Here is a 19,982-nt window from a genome sequence, read left to right on the forward strand (position 1 = left end):
TATCCACGCATGGCGTGGATCTACTGCCTACATAGCCTGACCCGGTAGATCCACGCCATGCGTGGATGCTGTTCGTCGGCCACCCGCAGTAGCCTCAGTCAAGGCAACCCGCGCGCTGCGCGCTACGATTCCCCCATGACCCCCGCCATCAATCTGCTCAAGCGCGAAAAGATCTCTCATACCGTGCACAGCTACGTGCACGACGCCCACGCCGATTCCTACGGTGGCGAGGCCGTCGAAAAGCTGGGCCTGGACCCGGCACAGGTGTTCAAGACGCTGCTGGCCAGCACCGAAACGCATGAGCTGCTGGTAGCGATCGTACCGGTGGCCGGCCACCTCGACCTGAAAGCACTGGCCGAGGCGGCCGGGTGCAAGAAGTGCGAGATGGCCGCCGTCGATGCCGCGCAGCGCGCCACCGGCTATCTGGTCGGTGGCATCAGTCCGCTGGGGCAGAAGAAGCGCCTGCGCAGCTTCCTCGATGCCAGCGCGCGGCCGCTGCCAACGTTGCACGTCAGCGCAGGGCGGCGCGGGCTGGAAGTGGAGCTGGTGCCGGCCGACCTGCTGCGCCTGACCGGCGGCCACTACGCCGCGATCGGCAGGCCCCGTTGATGCGCTGGCCCTGGTCCATATCGCCGCCACCGCGGCTGGACGATCCGCAGGCCGACGTGCTGCTGCAGGATCTGCTGTCGCGCGATGCCAGCCGTATCCATGCGGCCAGCAGCCAGCTGGCGCGGCTGTTCAGCGCCACGTCGCTTGACGCTCTGGCGCCACATGCCGAACGCATCCAACACGCCTGCAATGGCATGCAGCTGGGCGGGGCGCTGGTCAGCAACAATGTGCATCTGAAAGCGGCACTGCGCCGCCTGCGCTATTGGCGTGAACGCAGCGGCTGCCTGTGCGCGCTGTATCCGGACTATCTGTTCTTCAACCCACGCCGGCTGATCGAACAGGGGCATGTGAGCTTGCTGGAACTGGGCGTGGCCGAGGACGGCTGGGGCGACCGCCATCGGGTGGCCTGCACAAACTGCAGCCAGCACTGGGATGCCACCGACCGCGAGTACCACTACCCGTGGTGGGAGTGGACCTTGGTCGCCGATGATTGAAGCCACGCATGGCGTGGCGCTACTGCGGTAGCGCGCAGATCAATACCATGCGCGGGCGGCATAGCCGCTAATCCATCAATTCATACCGCATCGGTACGCGCACGATGCTCAATTCCGGCACTGCATTCTTCGCGTCGGTGCGGGTGAAGCGCCAGCCGCGCAGTTCCTCAACCGCCGCTTCATCCAGCACCGCGTGGCCACTGGATCTTTCGACAACCACTGCAGCGACGGCGCCCTGCGCATCCACCACGGCCTTGAGCAGGCTGCGACCGGAAAGCCCTTCCTGCATGGCCTCCCGCGGGTAGCGCGGTGACACACCGCGGGGTGGCATCCAGGCCGTCTCGTCGCCCGCGAACAGATCCTGGCTGCTGCGCGCCGCGCAGCGCTTCGGCAGGCGCAGCTGCAGTGACACCTGCGTGTCATCCACGGTTGCTTCCGCCGGTGCGGCACAGGCCTTCTGCGCAAGCACCATCAGCATCTGCTGCTGGCGCAACAGGGCCTTGCCATCGACCGCCGTCACCTCCACCACGCAACGGCCTTCGCGGGCCTGCATCGACAACGCGGTCACCCCCGCATCGCGCAGCCAGGACGTGGGGGGCAGTGGCGAACACGCGTCCTGCGTGTCAGGCGTTGCCGCCAGCACCCCGGCAGCCGGCAGCATGCCTGCCAGCAGCAGCGGGATCCTCCTTGCCCAGATACCCATGCCCCGCCCTCCGTGCGTTTGTCTGCCCGATCATAGGGCAGTGGCGCATGGCATGGCGCTACGGGCCCTTATGCATTCATGGCCGCCAGTTGGCGTTGTTTTCCCAGAACGCCACCGCACGCTGGTACGCCGCGCGGTCCAGCGGCACACCGGAGCCGCCCTCCTCCACGCCCAGCGCATTGCGCATCATCGTGATCGGTGCCATCGGCACTTCTTCCGCTTCGGCGGTGTAGATGCAGCCGACGATGCCCCAGTCCGCATCAATGGGCGAGCCCTCCTTGGCCAACTGCTCGGCGCTGTACAGGATCACCACCAGGTAGTTCGCCCGCGGCGATTCCACACCCTCGAACCAGCGCACCAGCACCGGCAGTTCCTCACGGTTGCGCGCTTCGTAGCCGCTGCGCAGCTGGTGCCGGTTGGCCTCGGTGATCGGCACCGTCAGGCAGCGCGTGCTGGTCCAGTTCTCGTACACGAACAGCTTGCAGAACGGTGCATAGCCATCGAGCACTTTCAGCGGCGCATGCGCGTTGAGATGCGCCTCGAACTGCTCGGCACTGCAGTCCTGGATGGTGTTGCCGCGCGGCACGCGGGGGAACAGACGGGGGCGGGCGAAATCGGTGAGGACGATGGACATGGCGATGTAATGCGGGAACAGGGACTCAGGTTAACCGCCGTCGTGCTTGAAGTCTGCTTCACATCTGCCGCGCAGACTGCGCCGCACACCCAAGGAGAGACGAGCATGTTCCGATTCAACCCGAGCCACGTGCTGGCGCTGGTCCTGCTGCCATTTGCCGTTGTTGCGGCCCCCGCTCCCCCAGAGCCGCCGCGCGTGCTGCTGGTGGTCAGCAGCGAGGGCCGCGACCAGGGCAAGAGCCGTCCCGGTTTCGAGATGGACGAGTTCGCCCAGGCCTGGTTGATCCTCAAGCGCAACGGCTTTGCCATCGATGTGGCAAGCCCCCGCGGCGGCGCCGTGGAAGCAGACAAGTACAACCCCGCCGAGGCATTCAATGCCGCGCTGCTTGCCGATAAGCAGGCGGTTGCAAAGCTGGCTGCCACGCTTCCCACCAAACAGCTTCGTGCCGCCGATTACCAAGGCGTGCTGGTGATCGGCGGCAAGGGCGCGATGTTCGACCTGCCACGCGATATCGCCCTGCAGAAGACCATCGCCAGCATCTGGGAACAGGGCGGCGTCGTTGCCGCCGTCTGCCACGGCCCCGCCGCACTGGCGGAGGTACGCCTGGGTAATGGACGCCCGCTTGTGCAGGGCCGAGCGATGACCGGTTTCACCGAGGAAGAGGAAACCCAGTTCGGCAAGCGCTGGGCGAAGGAGTTCAGCTTCCAGCTGGAGCCGCGCATGCGCGAACTGGGGGCGCACTGGCAGGAGGCACCGCTGATGATGCCCAAGGTGGTGGTCGATGGCCGGCTGCTGACCGGGCAGAACCCGTTCTCGACCGCGGCCCTGGCCGATGCCTTCGTGCGTGCCAGCGGTCGCACTCCTGCAGCGCGCGAACCCTGGCGTGACGAACGCAGCATGGCCCTGGTCGAGCAGCACCTGCAGCGCCGCGATGACAGCGCAGCGCGGCAGCTGGCCGAGCGCAGCACCGATTTCCACGTGGAGCTGATCGGTATGCTCGGGTACGTGCAGCTGCAGGGCGCAGCCGATGGCACACAGGTGTCCGATGCACTGGCCATCATGCAGCTGGCTCGCCCGCACATGCAGGAACCGCGACTGGATGTGGCCATCGCCGATGCGCACTGGCGCCTTGGCAGGACGTCCCAGGCACGCGAACAATTGCAGGCACTGCTGGAAAAGCAGCCGCAGCTGGACGAAGCTAAGGCTCTCCTGGCCCGCATGCAGCCCTGATCATGGACGCCGAGCGCCTGCGCCTGCTGTTGATCGAAGACAACCTGCCGCTGGCCTCGGCCATCGTCGACCTGCTGCAGGCCCAGGGCCATCAGGTCGACTTCGCCGCCGACGGCCAGGTCGGCCTGCGGCTGGCGCTGGCAACACCACCGGACGTGCTGCTGCTCGATGTGGGACTGCCTGGCATCGACGGCATCACCTTGTGCCAGCGGTTGCGTGAATGCAGCGACCGCCATGTGCCGGTGTTGATGCTGACTGCACGCGATGCGATCGACGACAAGCTGCAGGGGTTCGCTGCCGGCGTGGACGACTACCTGGTCAAGCCGTTCGACGATGCAGAGCTGCTGGCCCGTTGCCTTGCCCTCGCCCGGCGCCATCGCGTGGGCCAACCGAACCTGCTGCAGATCGGTGCGTTGAGCATCGACCGGCGCAGTGGCCAGGCCTGGCGCGCCGGCACGCCGCTGGAGCTGCAGCAGGTTCCACAACGCATCCTGCTGGCGCTGGCCGAAGCCTGGCCGCGCACCGTCACCCGCAGCGAACTGGTGCAACGCCTGTGGGGAGATGAAGCGCCCCCCTCCGATCCGTTGCGCTCGCATCTGTACCTGCTGCGCCAGGTACTGGACCGGCCATTCGACGGTGAGATGCTGCGCACCGTGCACGGCGTCGGCTTCCGACTGGAGGCTTCGCCATGAAGCCGCGGCCGATCCAGCGCCTGCGCCGCCGCCTGGTCGTCGCGTTTACGTCCTTCACCCTGCTCATTGCTGCGGTGTTCGGGTTGTATTCGCTGGTCTTCATGTACGCCGTGGAAGACAGCGTTTTCAATGCACAGCTGGCCCGTGAAGCGACGGCGCAGCTCGCCGTCCATGCAGCTACGGGTCGGTGGCGCGAGCCGGGTGATGCGGCCATCCGCCTGTATCAGGACACGAGCGCGTTCCCAAGCGATCTGCAGACCGCATTCACCCAGGAGCCGTGGCGTTCTGAATTCAGCGGCAACGAGGGCCGGCACTACCACGTGCGACGCATGGATCCGCCACCGCCGTCACGGCCTGCCTGGCTGATCGCCGAGGTCAGCTCTCAACTGGCGGTGCGCCCGATCCGCGATGAAGTAGTGGCCCTGCTGGCCGGCACCGCATTGGTGATGGTGCTGCTGGCGATCCTGCTGGGCGTGTGGCTTGCACGGCGTGGCACGCGCCCTCTGTACACGCTCGTAGCGCACGTGGAGGCGTTGCCACTGCTGCCACGGGGAGACACCGCGCTGGCTGCTCACTTCGACGATGACGAGATCGGCGTGCTGGCGCGTGCCGTGGACCGGTTGTCCGCGCGGGTGGCCGCTTTCGTTGCCCGCGAGCACGCCTTCACCCGTGATGCCAGCCACGAACTGCGCACGCCTTTGGCGGTGATTTCCAGCGCCGCTGGCCAGTTGCTGCACGAACCCGGGCTGTCCGAGCGCGGCCAGCAGCACCTGCAGCACATCCGCCTGTCCGCACTGCAGCTGCAGCAGGCGGTGGCGGCATTGCTGGCCCTGGCCCGCGAGGACGAGGCGGCACCCGCCACGCAGGTGCGTCTGGTGCCGCTGCTGGAGCGGGTCATTGTTGAGCAGGCACCCCTGCTTGGCGCACGGCCGGTGGACGTACAGATGACGTTGACCGACGATGCGGCGCTCTGCGCGCCGGAACCGGCGCTGCGCGTGGTGCTGGCCAATCTGATCGGCAATGCCTTCGCCCATACACCGCTGGGACATGTGCGCATCAGCATGGAAGCAGACGAACTGTCGGTGTACAACAGCACCGGCAGCGACGCATCCCTTGGCCACTGGCCCGATCCACGCCCTTTTGAAAAAGGCGAAGACAGCCTGGGCAACGGTCTCGGCCTGGAGATCATGCGTCGCCTGTGCGATCACCATGGCCTGCAGCTGCGGATCGAACGACACGCCCTGGGCGTGCGGGCGATCCTGCGCGGCCGATCTCACGCCCCCGTCGCACATCCATCTCGATGAAGAGATATACTGATCCGAACCCGCCGCCGCCGTCCGTGCCATGACCGCCATCAGCTTCGAGTTCTATCCGCCCAAGACCGACGAACAGCGCACCCAGCTGGACCGTGCCGCGGCCAAGCTGAAGGCGTATGCCCCCGAGTACGTGTCCTGTACCTTCGGCGCCGGTGGCTCGACCCTCAGCTACACCTCCGAGACCGTGCGCCATCTCAACCAGCACCACGGCTTCGAGGCGGCACCGCATCTGTCCTGCGTGGGCGGCACCCGCCAGGAGATCCGTGAGCTGCTCAAGCTGTACCGCGCCATCGGCTGCCGCCGCCTGGTCGCGCTGCGCGGCGACCTGCCTTCGGGCATGGGCTTCCCCGGCGACATGCGCTACGCCTCCGAACTGATCGCCTTCATCCGCGCCGAACACGGCGATGCCTTCCGCATCGAAGTGGGCGCGTATCCGGAAACGCACCCGCAGGCGCAGGACGCACTGCTCGACCTGAAGCATTTCAAGGCCAAGATCGACGCCGGTGCCGATGCGGCCATCACCCAGTACTTCTTCAATCCCGATGCCTACTTCCACTTCGTCGACGAAGTGCAGCGGCTCGGCGTGCAGGTGCCGATCACCCCGGGCATCATGCCGATCTCCAACTTCAGCCAGCTGCGCCGCTTCTCCGAACAGTGCGGTGCGGAGATCCCGCGCTGGATCAGCCGCAAGATGCAGGCCTACGGTGACGATGCCGAATCGGTGCGCGCCTTCGGCGCCGAAGTGGTAGCCAAGCTGTGCCAACGCCTGATCGAAGGGGGCGCACCGGGCCTCCATTTCTACACGTTGAACCTGGCCAAGCCGACGGTCTCGGTACTGAAGCTGCTGCGCGGCTGAAAAGTACGCTGCGTTATCGCAATCGGCGCTACGCTGCGTCGATGAAGGTCGTCCTGTCCCTGTTGCTGCTCCTGCTGCTGCCCGGCGTTTGCGCTGTCGCACAGGCGCAACCCACGCGCTTGAACCGCTGCACCGATCCGCAGGGACAAAGTGTCTACACCGACCGCCCCTGCGACAGCCTGGGTGCGCAGTCCCGGCGGCCACCGTCGGCGCCTTCCGGCAACACCCTGCAACGCGACAGCCTCGGCAGCAACTGCCCACGTCGCTTGAGTGAACTGGTGCAGGCGCTGCACACGGCGGTCAGCATCGGTGACGTGAACCGACTCTCTTCGCTGTACCTGTGGGGCGCGGTGTCTGATGCCGGCGCACAGCGCATTCTTGGCCAGCTGGAATCGGTGGTACGGCGGCCGCTGGTGGATGTGGTGCCGGTGTATCCGCGGCAGGATGTGGATGAGGGCGCGGGCGCTGCTGCGCAGGAATTGGAGACGGCACCAGTGCCGACTGCGCGGCGCCATCCGGTCGGCTTGCGGTTGGAGCAGACCTTGCCGGGCAGTGCCACGCGCGCGGCGACCGTGCTGGGCCTGCGGCGGCAATATGGGTGCTTCTGGATTACGTTGTGAGCGGGTTCCGTTGAGCGGTCATCCACGCATGGCGTGGATCTACTGCCTGCGGTGAGGGGTCGGATCCCTTTCCTGCGGAAAGGGCTCCGACCCCGGATTCGAGCGCGGAGGTCAGAGCCCCGCGTCGCGGGGATCCGACCCCGTGTATGGCGCTACACCGGCCACAGACCTCGGATGGCGGCGATGCCCTGCCCGCCATGACGGCGGGCCTCGGACACATGCTGCGGCGTCATTCCGCCAAGCGCATAGATCGGCAGCGAAACCTGCGCACGCATCGCGGCGAAGGCCTCCCATCCCAACGGCACGGCATCAGGATGGCTCGCAGTGGCCTGCACCGGTCCCAGCACGGCGAAATCACAGCCCAGCCGCTGCGCGGCCAACAGCTGCTCAAGGTCGTGGCAGGAGGCCGCCACCAGCTGCCCGGCCGGCAGCGGCCGTTCCTGCAGTGACTGCAGCTGCTCGCTTCCCAGGTGTACGCCGACGCCGAGGGTGCGGGCCAGCTCGATATCGCGGTTGAGCAGCCACTGCACGCCGCGCCGATGCGTGCGCACGGCCTGCTCGATCATGCCCTGCCGCTGCGGATGCTCGGCAGGAAGCCGCAGCTGGATGCGTTGCTGACCCAATGCGACCGCCTGCTGCAGTTGGCCGTGCCAGCGCTGCAGGCCGCCCTCATCGGCCTCTGGCGCTGGGGTGATCAGGTAGCAGTCCGGTTGCCGCAGTACAGCCACCACCGGCAGGTCGGCCGGCGGCATGGAATAGCGGACCAGCTTGTCCGGCGCCACCCAGGTGATGGCCTGGCCCTCGCGTCCGCGCGGGGTGCCCTTCCAGCTGCGCACATGCCGCACTTCCAGGGTCAGGTCCTTGTCCGGGTAGCGCTGCGGCACGTCCATGATCCACTCGCCCACCTCGGCCTCGATGCCCAGCTCCTCGTGCAGCTCGCGCACCAGCGCCTGCTCGGAGGTCTCACCGGGCTCGCGCTTGCCGCCCGGGAATTCCCAGAGACCGGCCATGTCGCGGCTTTCGGTACGGCGGTTGAGCAGGATGCGGCCGCGGGCGTCAGTGATGACGGCGGCTACGACGTGGATCGATCGTTTCGGGGAAGGCATGGGGGGAGCATGCCGAAAACCGGGGCACCGGCGCAATCGCGGAGCGCTTCAAGGCCCAGAACAGGAAAGCCCCGCTTTCGCGGGGCTCTCCGGGGGTCAGCTCAGCTGGCCGTGGCAGTGCTTGTACTTCTTGCCGCTGCCGCACGGGCACGGATCGTTGCGGCCGATCTTCGGCTCGTCACGCTGCAGCTGGGCCGCCTCGACCTGCGCCGCTTCCTCATCGGCACTGTAGCCGCCTGCGTCCTGGTGCTGGAACTGCGACTGCTTCAGGCGGGCTTCCACCTGCTGCCGCTCGGCCGCTTCCAGTGCCTGCACTTCCTCGTCGCTGCGGATGCGCACGCGGGCCAGCAGGGTCACCACTTCGCGCTTGACGTTCTCCAGCATGTCCGAGAACAGCTCGAAGGCTTCCTTCTTGTATTCCTGCTTCGGCTGCTTCTGCGCATAACCGCGCAGGTAGATGCCCTGGCGCAGGTAATCCATGCGGGCCAGGTGCTCCTTCCAGCTCTGGTCGAGCACGGTCAGCATCACGTGCTTCTCCAGTGCGCGCATGGTCTCTTCGCCCACACCCGCTTCCTTCTCGGCGAAGTGCTGGTTGATGCGTTCCTGCACCTTGGCGGTGATGCCTTCGGCGTCCAGTTCCTCGTGCGACTTGACCAGATCGGCCAGCGACATGTCCACGCCGAAGTCCGACTGCAGGGTGGCTTCCAGGCCACGCAGGTCCCACTGCTCGTCCACCGAGTTCGGCGGCACGAAGCGAGCGACGATGTCGAAGATCACGTCGTCGCGGATGCCATCGACGTTGTCCTTCACCGACTCAGCGTCAAGCAGTTCGTCGCGCTGGGCGTAGATCACCTTGCGCTGGTCGTTGTTGACGTCGTCGAAGTCCAGCAGGTTCTTGCGGATGTCGAAGTTGTGGGCCTCGACCTTGCGCTGCGCCTTTTCAATCTGACGGCTGACCAGGCGGTCTTCGATGACGTCGTCTTCCTTCATGCCCATCATGCGCATGGCCTTCTGCACCCAGTCGGAGGCGAAGATGCGCATCAGGTTGTCTTCCAGCGACAGGTAGAAACGGGACGAACCCGGATCACCCTGGCGGCCCGAACGGCCACGCAGCTGGTTGTCGATACGACGCGATTCGTGGCGCTCGGTGCCGACGATGTGCAGGCCGCCGGCAGCCTTGACCGCGTCATGGCGCTTCTGCCATTCGGTCTTGATCGCCGCCTTCTGCTCGTCGGTCGCGCCTTCGCCCAGCTCGTGGATTTCCGCTTCCAGCGAACCGCCCAGCACGATGTCGGTACCGCGACCGGCCATGTTGGTGGCGATGGTCACGGCGGCCGGACGACCGGCGTTGGCGACGATGGTCGCTTCGCGGTCATGCTGCTTGGCGTTGAGCACTTCGTGCTTCACACCCGCCTTGCGCAGGTGCTCGGACAGCATTTCCGAGGTTTCGATCGAGGTGGTACCCACCAGCACCGGCTGGCCACGCTTGGCGCATTCTTCAATGTCGGCCAGCACCGCATTGAACTTGCCCTTGCGGTTGAGGAACACCTGGTCCGGGCTGTCCTTGCGGATGGTCGGACGGTTGGTCGGGATCACCACCACTTCCAGGCCGTAGATGCTCTGGAATTCGAACGCTTCGGTATCGGCCGTACCGGTCATGCCGGACAGCTTCTTGTACATGCGGAACAGGTTCTGGAAGGTGATGCTCGCCAGCGTCTGATTCTCGCGCTGGACCGGCACGCCTTCCTTCGCTTCCACCGCCTGGTGCAGGCCATCGGACCAGCGGCGGCCGGCCAGGGTACGGCCGGTGAATTCGTCGACGATGACCACTTCGCCATCGCGCACGATGTAGTCCACATCACGCTGGTAGATGGCGTGCGCGCGCAGCGCGGCGTTGAGGTGATGGACCACGGTCAGGTTCTGCGCCGCGTACAGGCCTTCGGTCTCGGCATCGAGGATGCCGGCGTCGACCAGCAGCTGCTCGGCGTGCTCCATGCCCGCTTCGGACAGGTGCACCTGCTTGCCCTTCTCGTCGACCCAGAAGTCGCCCTCGCCGTCTTCCGCTTCCTGCTTGACCAGGTTCGGCACGATGCGGTTGACGCGGATGTACAGCTCCGGGGAATCGTCGGCCGGGCCGGAGATGATCAGCGGGGTACGCGCTTCGTCGATCAGGATGGAGTCGACTTCGTCGACGATGGCGTAGTGCAGGCCGCGCTGGTAGCGGTCAGCCTTGGACAGCGCCATGTTGTCGCGCAGGTAGTCGAAACCGAATTCGTTGTTGGTGCCGTAGGTGATGTCCGAACCATAGGCTTCACGCTTGTCGCTGTGCGGCATGCCCGGGTAGACCACGCCCACGCTCAGGCCGAGCCAGTTGTACAGCTTGCCCATCTGCGCGGCGTCGCGACGGGCCAGGTAGTCGTTCACCGTGACCACGTGCACGCCCTTGCCTTCCAGCGCGTTGAGGTACACCGGCAGGGTTGCCACCAGGGTCTTGCCTTCACCGGTGCGCATTTCTGCGATCTTGCCCAGGTGAAGCACCATGCCGCCGATCAGCTGCACGTCGTAGTGGCGCATGCCCAGCACGCGGCGACCGGCTTCGCGGCAGACCGCGAAGGCTTCCGGCAACACCTTGTCCAAGGCTTCACCACCGGCAATGCGCTGCTTGAACTCCGGCGTCTTGGCCTGCAGCTGCTCGTCGGAAAGCTTCTCGATCTCCGGCTCCAGCGCATTGATCTTGGCGACGATGCGGTTGAGCTGGCGCAGCTGTCGTTCATTACGACTGCCAAATACGCGGGTAAGCAGGCTGTTGATCATTGAAGGAACCGGGTTGGATGGGAATGCCGCACGGCTCCGGGAGGATCCGTCCGCCGCAAACGAAACAGGGCGCCTGGCGCCCTGTCGATGGCAACACCCATTGTAGCTTGGGATGGGCCGCTGGGGTTTCAACCCTGCATCAAGCGCCATCGGGTCGCAATCGTCGCGGAATCGGCAAAGATGCGGCGGGATACGGGGTCGGATCCCCTTCGCCACGGCGAGAGGGCTCTGACCCCAGCCCTCATCCGGATCGGGTCAGAGCCCCTCCGCGGCGCGGAAGGGATCCGACCCGTGGATCAACCGCGGGTGATGCGCCCGACCGGGGTATTTCCGCCATCGCCGAGGAACTTGCGCGGGTTGACCACGTTGCCGTTCTCCCACACTTCGAAGTGCACGTGGGCGCCGGTCGAACGACCGGTGGAACCGGCCTTGGCCACTTCCTGGCCGGCGCGGACGAGATCGCCGACCTTCACCACCAAGCGCGAATTGTGCGCGTAGCGGGTGACGTAGCCATTACCGTGGTCAACATCAACCACGTTGCCGTAGCCGCCCTTGACCCCGGAGAAGCTGACCACGCCGTCGGCCACCGACATCACCGGGTCACCGACGCGGGCGTGGAAGTCCATGCCCTTGTGGGTAGCGGCACCGCGACCGAACGGATCGGCGCGGGTACCGAAGCCGGAAGTGACGTAGCTGTTGCGGATCGGCATGCGCGAAGGCACGGCGTTCTGCTGCAGCTGGTGGTCGAACATCAGCGATTCCATCACCGACAACTGGCGGCCTGAAGCAGCGAAGCGCTGCTCCAGCACCTGTAAGTCGGCGTTGACGTCCTTCACCGGGATGTCGGCGGTCGGGCCGCCGGCATCGCCGTCACCGAGGCCGGGGGTCTCGTTGAAGTCGAATTCGCCGTCTTCCAGCTTGCCCATCTGGGTCAGTCGCTCGCCCAGGGCGTTCAGGCGGGTGGCCTGTGCCTGCAGCTCGCCGAGGCGGGCGGCCAGCGCGTTGACCTGGGTCTGCGCATCGCGCTGGACCTTGGCCAGCTCGGCCTCCTGGCGGTCGACCTTGGCCTGCAGGCGCGAATCATTGAGCGCGCTGGCACCAATGCCGCCGGCAAGGCCGATAATGCAACCTGCGCCGAGCACGCTGCCCAGCAGGGCTCGGGGGCGGTCCTCGAAGTAGAACCGCAAACGCGTGAGCGCCGATTTGGCCTGTCCTTCACGCGTTTTGATTACGATCTTTTTAAATGCCATCAGTGAGTTTTCATGTCTGAGCCGAAATCCAGCGTTCGTCCCGCATCCAGACCGAAACCGGCCCTGGATGTAGTGATGGCGGACAAAAGCGGGAACCCGCTGCGGCGTGCCATGTGGCTCGACGCGCTGGACCGTCAGTTGCGCCCCCAGTTGCCGCCACCTCTGCGCAGCCGTTGCCGGCTGGCCAATGTGGACGGGGAACACCTCGTTTTTCTCGTCGAGTCCCCGGTCTGGCATGCCAAGTTGCGGCTTGCCGAAGCCCAGTTGCTCGACGCGGCCCGGTCCATCGGGCTGAAGGCCACCAAGGTGACCGTCAAGACTGCGTCTCCCACTCCCACGCGCTCCCCAGCGCTCGACAACCGGAATGGACCCCACGCAGTTTCAGCCGCCACGCACAAAGGGCTACGCGACGCCTTGGCAGCTCTGCAGGACCTTCCTTCGAAACCGAAGCGGGAAACCTGAAAGCAGCGGAGCGTCCTGCTCCACTCCCCGTCGCGCGTGTCACCGCAGCGTGAAACATTTCGGGGGCCGGATCGCATCCTAGCTGGCCCCGGGGGGCCAGTCGTTAGATTGTTGTTAAAACAACGTTAAATTCAGGCTTCCGATCCAACAGGTTCACAAAACCGTGACTTCGGCCCGACCGTCGCGTCACCGGATGCGCCAGCGCCTGAAGGAATACCGGAAACGTAAACGCCGCCCTGGAAGGCGGCGTTTTTGTCTTTGAAATCAATAGCCTGCGAAATCAGGCATACGCCGGCGTGGCGTACACCACGGGGTCCGCAACCGCGGGCGAGTCGTAAGTGACCCATTCCCAGGCGGTGGCATCGGCCATCAGCGCCCGCACCAGCTTGTTGTTGAGCGCGTGGCCGGACTTGAAGCCCTCGTAGGCGCCCAGCACCTGGCCGCCGGCCAGATAGAGGTCGCCGATCGCGTCGAGGATCTTGTGGCGCACGAATTCGTCGGCGTAGCGCAGGCCGTCTTCGTTGAGCACGCGGAACTCATCGAGCACGATGGCGTTGTCCATCGAACCGCCCAGACCGAGGTTGCGCTCGCGCATGTATTCCAGATCGCGCATGAACCCGAAGGTGCGCGCGCGGGAAATTTCCTTGGTGTAGGCCATCGTCGAGAACTCGATTTCCTGTCGCGACTGCTTGGCCGGAATCATCGGGTGGTCGAACTGGATGGTGAAGCCCAGCTTGTAACCCTCGTAAGGGGTAAAGCGGGCCATCTTGTCGCCCTCGGTCACTTCCACGGTCTTCAGCACGCGGATGAAGCGCTTGGGCGCGTCCTGTTCCACGATGCCTGCCGACTGCAGGAGGAACACGAACGGGCCGGACGAACCGTCCATGATCGGCAGCTCGGCCGAGGACAGTTCGACAATGATGTTGTCCACACCCAGGCCGGCCAGGGCCGACATCAGGTGTTCGACGGTCTGGATCTTGGCGTCGTTGCAGGTCAGGCCGGTGCACAGGGTCACTTCGGTGACCAGCTCGGCCTTCGCAGGTACTTCCACCACCGGGTCCAGGTCCACGCGCCGGAACACGATGCCATGGTTGACCGGCGCCGGACGCAGGGTCATGTAGACCTTGTCACCGCTGTGCAGGCCTACGCCGGTGGCGCGGATCGTGTTCTTGAGGGTGCGTTGCTGGATCATGGGGGGACGACCGGAAGTGACACATTAGATTAACACGCAGGGTCCCCTACCCCGACTGAAACGCCGGCAGGACACACCGGCGCGCCGGTAGGACGCGCGTGAAGCAGGGCGGCCGGGCCCATCCTGGCCCGGCGCCCGCGTTTTCAGGACATGGTGGCGCAACCCGGGGGGGACAAGCCCCGGGCAGCGTCGATCAGTCCGCCTGGCGGCGCAGGAACGCCGGGATGTCCAGGTAATCGTTCGGCAGTTCCGCCGCGGCCGGGGCCGAGGAGGCCGGAGCCGACGGGGTGGAAGCTGCCACGCTGTCGCTGCTGGCCCGACGCAGGCCCAGGCCCATGCCGCCGACGGCCTTGGACACCGCATCACCGCCGTTGTCGAACTCGCCGAACTCCGGCTGGCCGGTGGTGGCGTTGCGGACCAGCTTGATCGGTGCACGCTCGCCCGGACGCTGGGTCTTGCTGGCCGAGACGCGGTTCAGACCCGTGGCGACCACGGTCACGCGCACTTCGTCCTGCATGTCCGGATCGAGCACGGTACCCACCACCACGGTCGCGTCTTCCGAAGCGAAGCCGTCGATGGTGCGGCCGATCTCGTCGAACTCGGCCATGGTGAAGTCGGCACCGGCGGTGATGTTGACCAGGATGCCGTTGGCGCCGGCCAGGTTCACATCGTCCAGCAGCGGGTTCTGGATGGCCGACTCGGCCGCAGCCTGCGCGCGGTCATCGCCGCGGGCGGTACCGGTACCCATCATCGCCAGGCCCATTTCGGACATGACGGTGCGCACGTCGGCAAAGTCGACGTTGATCAGGCCCGGACGCACGATCAGGTCGGCGATGCCCTGCACGGCGCCCTGCAGCACGTCGTTGGCGGCACGGAAGGCCTGGATCATGGTCGCGTTGCGACCCAGCACGGTGATCAGCTTCTCGTTGGGAATGGTGATCAGCGAGTCGCAGTGCTGGCTCAGTTCTTCGATGCCCTTCAGCGCGACCTGCATGCGGCGACGGCCTTCGAACGGGAACGGCTTGGTGACCACGGCGACGGTCAGGATGCCCATCTCCTTGGCCAGCTGTGCCACCACCGGCGCAGCGCCGGTACCGGTGCCACCGCCCATGCCAGCGGTGATGAACACCATGTCCGCGCCCTGCAGCGCGTCCATGATGCGCTCACGGTCTTCCAGCGCAGCCTGGCGGCCGACTTCCGGATTCGCGCCTGCGCCCAGGCCCTTGGTGACATTGGTACCCAGCTGCAGCTGCAGCTTGGCACCACAATTCTTGATGGCCTGCGAGTCGGTGTTGGCGGTGATGAATTCCACGCCATCCACTGCCGAGTTGACCATGTGTGCCACGGCATTGCCGCCGCCGCCACCCACGCCAACCACCTTGATCACCGCATTGGGTGCCATCTTTTCGATCAGTTCAAAATGCGCCATGTCCGTGTCCTCGTTGTATCCGCTTTCGATTGCATGGGCCTTCGGGCGTCCTGCCTTCGTGCTGCATGCCGTCGTTGCGGCTGTGTGGGTTATGTGTTGCCGGTGTTGCGTCGTGTTGCCGGTGTTGCAACCGGGCGAGCCCGGGTAGTGCAGGTTCCGCGTCAGAATTCGCCGCGGAACCAGGTCTTGAGTTTCTTGAACATGCTTCCAGCGCGGCCAGTCGGCAGCGACGGCCGGCGCGGATGCTCGATCTGGCTGCCCATCAGCAGCAGGCCCACGCCGGTGGCATGCACCGGGTTGCCCACTACTTCGCCCAGACCGGTGACGTGCTGCGGAATGCCCACGCGCACCGGCATCTGCAGCATTTCCTCGGCCAGTTCGACCACGCCTTCCATCTTCGAGGCACCACCGGTCAGCACCATGCCGGCACGCACCAGTTCCTCGAAGCCGGAGCGGCGCAGTTCGGCCTGCACCATTTCGAAGATCTCTTCGTAGCGGCCCTGCACTGCCTGCGCCAGCGCGTGGCGCGGCATGCGGCGCGGCGGACGATCACCGACCGACGGCACCTGGATGCTCTCCTCGGCGGTAGCCAGCTGGGCCAGGGCACACGCGTAGCGCACCTTGATCTGCTCGGCTTCCGGGGTCGGCGTGCGCAGCATGTGCGCGATGTCGTTGGTCACGTGGTCGCCGGCGATCGGCAGCGAGGCGGTGTGGCAGATCGCGCCCTGCACGAACACCGCGATGTCGGTAGTACCGGCGCCCATGTCGACCAGCACCACGCCCAGCTCGCGCTCGTCGGCGGTCAGCACCGCCACGCTGGAGGCCAGCGAGGACAGCACCAGGTCGTCCACCTGCAGGCCGCAGCGCTGCACGCACTTGCTGATGTTGGCGGCGGCCGACTGCGCGCACACCACCAGGTGCGCGTGCACCTCCAGGCGCACGCCGGTCATGCCGACGGGATTACGGATGCCTTCCTGCGAGTCGTCCAGCACGTACTCGCGCGGGATCGCATGCAGGATCTTCTGGTCGGCCGGAATCGCAACCGCCTTGGCCGCATCGAGCACGCGATCCAGGTCACCCCAGGTCACTTCGCCGTCGCGGATCGGCACGATGCCGGGCGAATTCTTGCACTGCACGTGGTTGCCGGAGATGGAGGCGTACACCGAGCGGATCTCGCAGCCGGCCATCAGCTCGGCTTCTTCAACCGCGCGCTGGATCGACTGCACGGTCGATTCGATATCCACCACCACGCCGCGCTTGAGGCCGCGCGACTCATGGGAGCCGATGCCGATCACTTCGATCGGGTTGCCCGGCGAATACTCGCCCACCAGCGCCACCACCTTGGAGGTGCCGATATCCAGGCCGACGATCAGCGATTTGTCACCCTTGCGATTCATGTTCTTTCCTGCGTCCTTCTTGCCGGGGTGCCCGGTGCATTGGCGGGGGCGGCCGGAGTGCCCCAGCTCAGCGTGAAACCATTGGTATATCGGAGGTCGGCGCGCTCGATCGGCGCGGCCTGGTTGGCCAGCTGCGGCAGCACGCGCACGAAGCGCTGCAGGCGCGAACGCGCGTCATCGCGGCCGACCACCACTTCAGTGCCGTTGCTCAGCAGCAGCGACCAGCTGCCGCGCGCGTCCATGGTCAGCCGGCGCACATCGACGCCAGCCGGCGCGAACAGCGCACGCGAATCGTTGTAGAGCTTGACCACTTCTTCGGTCTGGCTGTCCGGGCCATCCAGCTCGGGCAGCTGCAGGTCGGCCAGCTTCTTCGGCGTGGGGAACAGCTTGCCCTGCTCGGACAGCAGGCGACCTTCGCCCCAGCGCGCGAACGGCTTGTGCTCGACCAGCGTCACTTCCAGCACATCCGGCCACTGCTTGCGCACCTGCGCGCTTTCCACCCACGGCAGCTTTTCCAGTGCGTCCTGCGCGTCCTGCAGCTTCACCGCGAAGAAACCGGCATGTGCATACGGCAGCAGCACCTGCTGCAACTGCTCCGGCGGCACCCGCTTGAACTCACCGTGCACGCGCAGCTTCGCCAGCGGCCAGCGCTCGGCGCCGACCCAGCCATTGACCACGGCCACCACCGGCAGTGCAACCACCGACAGTGCCAACAGCCAGACAAAGATACGCAGCACCGCGTTCATGCGTGCGATGCCTCCAGGGTCTGTTCCAGCACGCGCCACACCAGCTCCTCGAAGCTGATGCCGGCCTGCCCGGCCGCCTTGGGCACCAGCGAATGGCTGGTCATGCCCGGCGCCGTGTTCACTTCCAGCAGGAAGAAGCGGCCGCTGACGCGGTCACGCATCACATCCACACGACCCCAGCCACGGCAACCCGCGGCGCGGAAGGCCGCCAGCGCGATGCGGCGGATCTCTTCTTCGTCATCACCGTCCAGGCCGGGGCACAGGTACTGGGTGTCTTCGGCGATGTACTTGGCGTTGTAGTCGTACCACTGGCCCTTGGGCACGATGCGGATCGACGGCAGCGCGACATCGCCCAGGATGGCGACGGTCAGTTCGTCACCGACCACCATCTGTTCCATCAGCAGCTGGCCGTCGTAGCGCGCGGCCAGGGCCACGGCTTCGTCCAGGCCGGCGTCGTCGGTGACCCGGCTGATGCCTACGCTGGAACCTTCATTGGCCGGCTTGACCACCACCGGCAGACCGAGCTCGGCCGCCAGCGCATGCACGGTGGACGCATCGACCTTCCGGTACTGCGGGGTCGGCAGGCCCAGCGACAGCCACACCTGCTTGGTGCGGATCTTGTCCATGCTCAACGCCGAGCCCAGCACGTTGGAACCGGTGTAGGGCACGCCGAACGCATCCATCAGACCCTGCACGATGCCGTCCTCACCACCACCGTTGTGGCCGTGCAGGATGTTGAACACGCGATCGATGCCGCCGGCTGCCAGCGCCTTGGCCAGCGCCGGAATGCCATCGATGGCGACCGCATCGACGCCACGCGACTGCAGTGCTTCAAGTACGTTGCGGCCCGAATCCAAGGACACTTCACGTTCGCTGGAGCTGCCACCGAGCAGCACGGCGACGCGGCCGAACACGGCCGGATCGGTGCTGCGCAGCGGCGGGAAGGTCAGCGTGCTCACGCCTCGCCCTCCGCCTTGAAGCCTTCCACTGCAATGTGGCTGGCAACGGCGCCGATGTCGCCGGCCCCCATCATCAGCAGCAGATCACCGTCCTGCAGCACGTCCGGCAGCACGGTGGCGAGTTCGGACGCCTTGCCGACCACCACCGGCTCACTGCGGCCACGCGCACGGATGGCGCGGGCCAGCGCATGCGAATCGGCACCGGCGATCGGCTCTTCACCGGCCGGATAGACCTCGCTCAGAACCAGCGCATCGACGCTCGACAGCACGGCGGCGAACTTGTCGAACTGATCGCGGGTACGGCTGTAACGGTGCGGCTGGAAGGCCACCACCAGACGCTTGTCAGCCCAGCCGCCACGGGCGGCAGCGAACACCGCTTCCAGCTCGCTCGGATGGTGACCGTAGTCGTCGATGATGCGGACCTTGGCACCGTTGGCGGTGGTCACTTCGCCCAGATCGTTGAAGCGGCGACCGACGCCAGCAAAGCTGGCCAGCGCACGCGCGATCGTGTCCGGAGACACACCCAGCTGCCAACCCACCGCCGCAGCGGCCAGCGCATTGAGCACGTTGTGCTTGCCCGGCAGCGCCAACACCACTTCCTGGCTGGTGCCCTGCGGCAGGCGCAGGGTGAAGCGCATGCGCGAACCTTCCTGCACCACGTTCTCGGCGCGCACATCGGCCTGCGGGCTCATGCCGTAGCTCATCACGTGGCGCGGCGTCTTGGCAGCCAGTGCGGCCACTTCCGGGTCGTCGATGCACAGCACCGCCAGGCCGTAGAACGGCAGGCGCTGCAGGAATTCGGCGAACGCTGCCTGCACGCGGGCGAAGTCGTTGCCGTAGTTCTCCAGATGATCGGAATCGATGTTGGTGATGATCGACATCAACGGATTCAGGCGCAGGAAGCTGCCGTCGCTCTCGTCGGCCTCGGCCACCAGCCACTGGCCACCGCCGAGCTTGGCGTTGGCACCGGCCGCCAGCAGCTGACCACCGATCACGAAGGTCGGGTCCAGCCCGCCTTCGCTCAGCACCGCAGCGGTCAGGCTGGTGGTGGTGGTCTTGCCATGGGTACCGGCCACGGCAATACCGCGGCGGAAACGCATCAGTTCGGCCAGCATCGCCGCGCGCGGCATGATCGGAATGCGCTGGCTGCGCGCTTCCATCAGCTCCGGGTTGTCCTCGCGGATCGCGCTGGAGACCACCACGCAGTCGGTACCCAGCACATTGGCGGCGGAATGCCCGCGCATGATGCGCGCGCCCAGCCCGGCCAGACGGCGGGTGGCAGCGTTGTCGGCGTTGTCCGAACCGGACACTTCATAGCCCAGCGTCAGCATCACTTCGGCGATGCCGCTCATGCCGGTGCCACCGATGCCGACGAAATGCACGCGCGGGAATGCGCGCACCAGATCGTTGGTGTCATGCAGGCGGCGGATCATGCGCGGCCTCGCGCAGGGCAGGCGCTGGAGCGTGCCTTCT

General features: G+C 66.2%; 18 protein-coding genes and 1 pseudogene. 8 read left to right on the forward strand and 11 right to left on the reverse strand.

All coding sequences use genetic code 11. The annotated features are described in order from the left end of the window. Positions 1–135: 135 nt before the first annotated feature. Together ybaK and ACQ5SA_RS09370 are read left to right on the forward strand one after the other, a co-directional pair. Complete coding sequence (gene ybaK / locus ACQ5SA_RS09365) at positions 136–609, forward strand: Cys-tRNA(Pro) deacylase (protein WP_447944651.1); 474 nt, start codon at positions 136–138, stop codon at positions 607–609. Continuing rightward, positions 609–1,103 carry a hypothetical protein gene (locus ACQ5SA_RS09370; RefSeq protein WP_499314070.1) on the forward strand — a complete coding sequence of 165 codons (495 nt, stop codon included), beginning with the start codon at positions 609–611 and terminating at the stop codon, positions 1,101–1,103. Before ybaK ends, ACQ5SA_RS09370 begins: the two co-directional genes overlap by 1 nt. A 67-nt stretch (positions 1,104–1,170) precedes the next feature. Here ACQ5SA_RS09370 and ACQ5SA_RS09375 read toward each other — a convergent pair whose 3' ends face one another. Together ACQ5SA_RS09375 and ACQ5SA_RS09380 are read right to left on the reverse strand one after the other, a co-directional pair. Then, on the reverse strand, positions 1,171–1,806 hold the full coding sequence (locus ACQ5SA_RS09375) for a TonB family protein (RefSeq protein WP_230110829.1): 636 nt from the start codon (positions 1,804–1,806) through the stop codon (positions 1,171–1,173). A 76-nt stretch (positions 1,807–1,882) separates the two neighbouring features. Further along, complete coding sequence (locus ACQ5SA_RS09380) at positions 1,883–2,440, reverse strand: DUF3228 family protein (RefSeq protein ID WP_230110830.1); 558 nt, start codon at positions 2,438–2,440, stop codon at positions 1,883–1,885. A 105-nt stretch (positions 2,441–2,545) separates the two neighbouring features. Here ACQ5SA_RS09380 and ACQ5SA_RS09385 point away from each other — a divergent pair, with 105 nt between their 5' ends. From ACQ5SA_RS09385 to ACQ5SA_RS09405, 5 genes are read left to right on the forward strand one after another with little or no spacing between them, the layout of a single operon-like run. Further along, positions 2,546–3,670 (forward strand): DJ-1/PfpI family protein, encoded by a 1,125-nt coding sequence (locus ACQ5SA_RS09385; RefSeq protein ID WP_499314071.1) that lies wholly within the window; start codon positions 2,546–2,548, stop codon positions 3,668–3,670. Positions 3,671–3,672: 2 nt separating this feature from the next. Continuing rightward, entirely contained in the window at positions 3,673–4,362 is a 690-nt protein-coding gene (locus tag ACQ5SA_RS09390; protein ID WP_425507244.1) for a response regulator transcription factor, read from the forward strand. Beyond that, positions 4,359–5,666, forward strand: a complete 1,308-nt coding sequence (locus tag ACQ5SA_RS09395) for a sensor histidine kinase (protein ID WP_499314072.1) — start codon at positions 4,359–4,361, stop codon at positions 5,664–5,666. The genes ACQ5SA_RS09390 and ACQ5SA_RS09395 overlap by 4 nt, the downstream gene beginning before the upstream one ends. A gap of 40 nt (positions 5,667–5,706) precedes the next feature. After that, entirely contained in the window at positions 5,707–6,534 is an 828-nt protein-coding gene (gene metF, locus ACQ5SA_RS09400; protein ID WP_499314073.1) for a methylenetetrahydrofolate reductase [NAD(P)H], read from the forward strand. A gap of 41 nt (positions 6,535–6,575) precedes the next feature. After that, positions 6,576–7,154, forward strand: a complete 579-nt coding sequence (locus ACQ5SA_RS09405; RefSeq protein ID WP_499314074.1) for a DUF4124 domain-containing protein — start codon at positions 6,576–6,578, stop codon at positions 7,152–7,154. A gap of 152 nt (positions 7,155–7,306) precedes the next feature. Here ACQ5SA_RS09405 and ACQ5SA_RS09410 read toward each other — a convergent pair whose 3' ends face one another. From ACQ5SA_RS09410 to ACQ5SA_RS09420, 3 genes are all read right to left on the reverse strand, one after another. Continuing rightward, positions 7,307–8,260 (reverse strand): Nudix family hydrolase, encoded by a 954-nt coding sequence (locus ACQ5SA_RS09410; protein ID WP_499314075.1) that lies wholly within the window; start codon positions 8,258–8,260, stop codon positions 7,307–7,309. Between the two features lie 96 nt (positions 8,261–8,356). Further along, positions 8,357–11,074, reverse strand: coding sequence for a preprotein translocase subunit SecA (secA, locus tag ACQ5SA_RS09415; RefSeq protein WP_499314076.1), 2,718 nt, complete (start codon positions 11,072–11,074; stop codon positions 8,357–8,359). A 296-nt stretch (positions 11,075–11,370) separates the two neighbouring features. Then, positions 11,371–12,324, reverse strand: coding sequence for a M23 family metallopeptidase (locus ACQ5SA_RS09420; protein WP_108267187.1), 954 nt, complete (start codon positions 12,322–12,324; stop codon positions 11,371–11,373). Positions 12,325–12,336: 12 nt separating this feature from the next. On the opposite strand from ACQ5SA_RS09420, the gene ACQ5SA_RS09425 reads away from it, so the two are divergent. Further along, positions 12,337–12,786 (forward strand): DciA family protein, encoded by a 450-nt coding sequence (locus tag ACQ5SA_RS09425; RefSeq protein WP_230110841.1) that lies wholly within the window; start codon positions 12,337–12,339, stop codon positions 12,784–12,786. A gap of 280 nt (positions 12,787–13,066) precedes the next feature. Here ACQ5SA_RS09425 and lpxC read toward each other — a convergent pair whose 3' ends face one another. From lpxC to murC, 6 genes and pseudogenes are all read right to left on the reverse strand, one after another. Then, positions 13,067–13,978, reverse strand: a complete 912-nt coding sequence (lpxC, locus tag ACQ5SA_RS09430) for a UDP-3-O-acyl-N-acetylglucosamine deacetylase (protein WP_223494239.1) — start codon at positions 13,976–13,978, stop codon at positions 13,067–13,069. 193 nt (positions 13,979–14,171) lie between these two features. After that, complete coding sequence (gene ftsZ, locus ACQ5SA_RS09435; RefSeq protein WP_025876577.1) at positions 14,172–15,407, reverse strand: cell division protein FtsZ; 1,236 nt, start codon at positions 15,405–15,407, stop codon at positions 14,172–14,174. Between the two features lie 161 nt (positions 15,408–15,568). After that, a complete protein-coding gene (ftsA, locus tag ACQ5SA_RS09440) occupies positions 15,569–16,804 on the reverse strand; it encodes a cell division protein FtsA (protein ID WP_025876580.1) in 1,236 nt (411 codons plus the stop codon). Between the two features lie 68 nt (positions 16,805–16,872). Further along, positions 16,873–17,550, reverse strand: a pseudogene (locus ACQ5SA_RS09445) (cell division protein FtsQ/DivIB); the annotation flags it as partial. Then, positions 17,547–18,509 (reverse strand): D-alanine--D-alanine ligase, encoded by a 963-nt coding sequence (locus ACQ5SA_RS09450; RefSeq protein WP_499314077.1) that lies wholly within the window; start codon positions 18,507–18,509, stop codon positions 17,547–17,549. The gene ACQ5SA_RS09450 and the pseudogene ACQ5SA_RS09445, both read right to left, overlap by 4 nt. Next, entirely contained in the window at positions 18,506–19,942 is a 1,437-nt protein-coding gene (murC, locus tag ACQ5SA_RS09455) for a UDP-N-acetylmuramate--L-alanine ligase (RefSeq protein ID WP_223494237.1), read from the reverse strand. The genes ACQ5SA_RS09450 and murC overlap by 4 nt, the downstream gene beginning before the upstream one ends. Positions 19,943–19,982: the final 40 nt, after the last annotated feature.

Source organism: Stenotrophomonas indicatrix, from assembly GCF_050573115.1.
GTDB lineage: Bacteria > Pseudomonadota > Gammaproteobacteria > Xanthomonadales > Xanthomonadaceae > Stenotrophomonas > Stenotrophomonas lactitubi_A.

Bases quoted from the DNA above. Each gene is read 5' to 3' on its own strand.
- ybaK (WP_447944651.1), top strand. From the start codon at position 136: ATGACCCCCGCCATCAATCTGCTCAAGCGCGAAAAGATCTCTCATACC.
- ACQ5SA_RS09370 (WP_499314070.1), top strand. From the start codon at position 609: ATGCGCTGGCCCTGGTCCATATCGCCGCCACCGCGGCTGGACGATCCG.
- ACQ5SA_RS09375 (WP_230110829.1), bottom strand. From the start codon at position 1,806: ATGGGTATCTGGGCAAGGAGGATCCCGCTGCTGCTGGCAGGCATGCTG.
- ACQ5SA_RS09380 (WP_230110830.1), bottom strand. From the start codon at position 2,440: ATGTCCATCGTCCTCACCGATTTCGCCCGCCCCCGTCTGTTCCCCCGC.
- ACQ5SA_RS09385 (WP_499314071.1), top strand. From the start codon at position 2,546: ATGTTCCGATTCAACCCGAGCCACGTGCTGGCGCTGGTCCTGCTGCCA.
- ACQ5SA_RS09390 (WP_425507244.1), top strand. From the start codon at position 3,673: ATGGACGCCGAGCGCCTGCGCCTGCTGTTGATCGAAGACAACCTGCCG.
- ACQ5SA_RS09395 (WP_499314072.1), top strand. From the start codon at position 4,359: ATGAAGCCGCGGCCGATCCAGCGCCTGCGCCGCCGCCTGGTCGTCGCG.
- metF (WP_499314073.1), top strand. From the start codon at position 5,707: ATGACCGCCATCAGCTTCGAGTTCTATCCGCCCAAGACCGACGAACAG.
- ACQ5SA_RS09405 (WP_499314074.1), top strand. From the start codon at position 6,576: ATGAAGGTCGTCCTGTCCCTGTTGCTGCTCCTGCTGCTGCCCGGCGTT.
- ACQ5SA_RS09410 (WP_499314075.1), bottom strand. From the start codon at position 8,260: ATGCCTTCCCCGAAACGATCGATCCACGTCGTAGCCGCCGTCATCACT.
- secA (WP_499314076.1), bottom strand. From the start codon at position 11,074: ATGATCAACAGCCTGCTTACCCGCGTATTTGGCAGTCGTAATGAACGA.
- ACQ5SA_RS09420 (WP_108267187.1), bottom strand. From the start codon at position 12,324: ATGGCATTTAAAAAGATCGTAATCAAAACGCGTGAAGGACAGGCCAAA.
- ACQ5SA_RS09425 (WP_230110841.1), top strand. From the start codon at position 12,337: ATGTCTGAGCCGAAATCCAGCGTTCGTCCCGCATCCAGACCGAAACCG.
- lpxC (WP_223494239.1), bottom strand. From the start codon at position 13,978: ATGATCCAGCAACGCACCCTCAAGAACACGATCCGCGCCACCGGCGTA.
- ftsZ (WP_025876577.1), bottom strand. From the start codon at position 15,407: ATGGCGCATTTTGAACTGATCGAAAAGATGGCACCCAATGCGGTGATC.
- ftsA (WP_025876580.1), bottom strand. From the start codon at position 16,804: ATGAATCGCAAGGGTGACAAATCGCTGATCGTCGGCCTGGATATCGGC.
- murC (WP_223494237.1), bottom strand. From the start codon at position 19,942: ATGATCCGCCGCCTGCATGACACCAACGATCTGGTGCGCGCATTCCCG.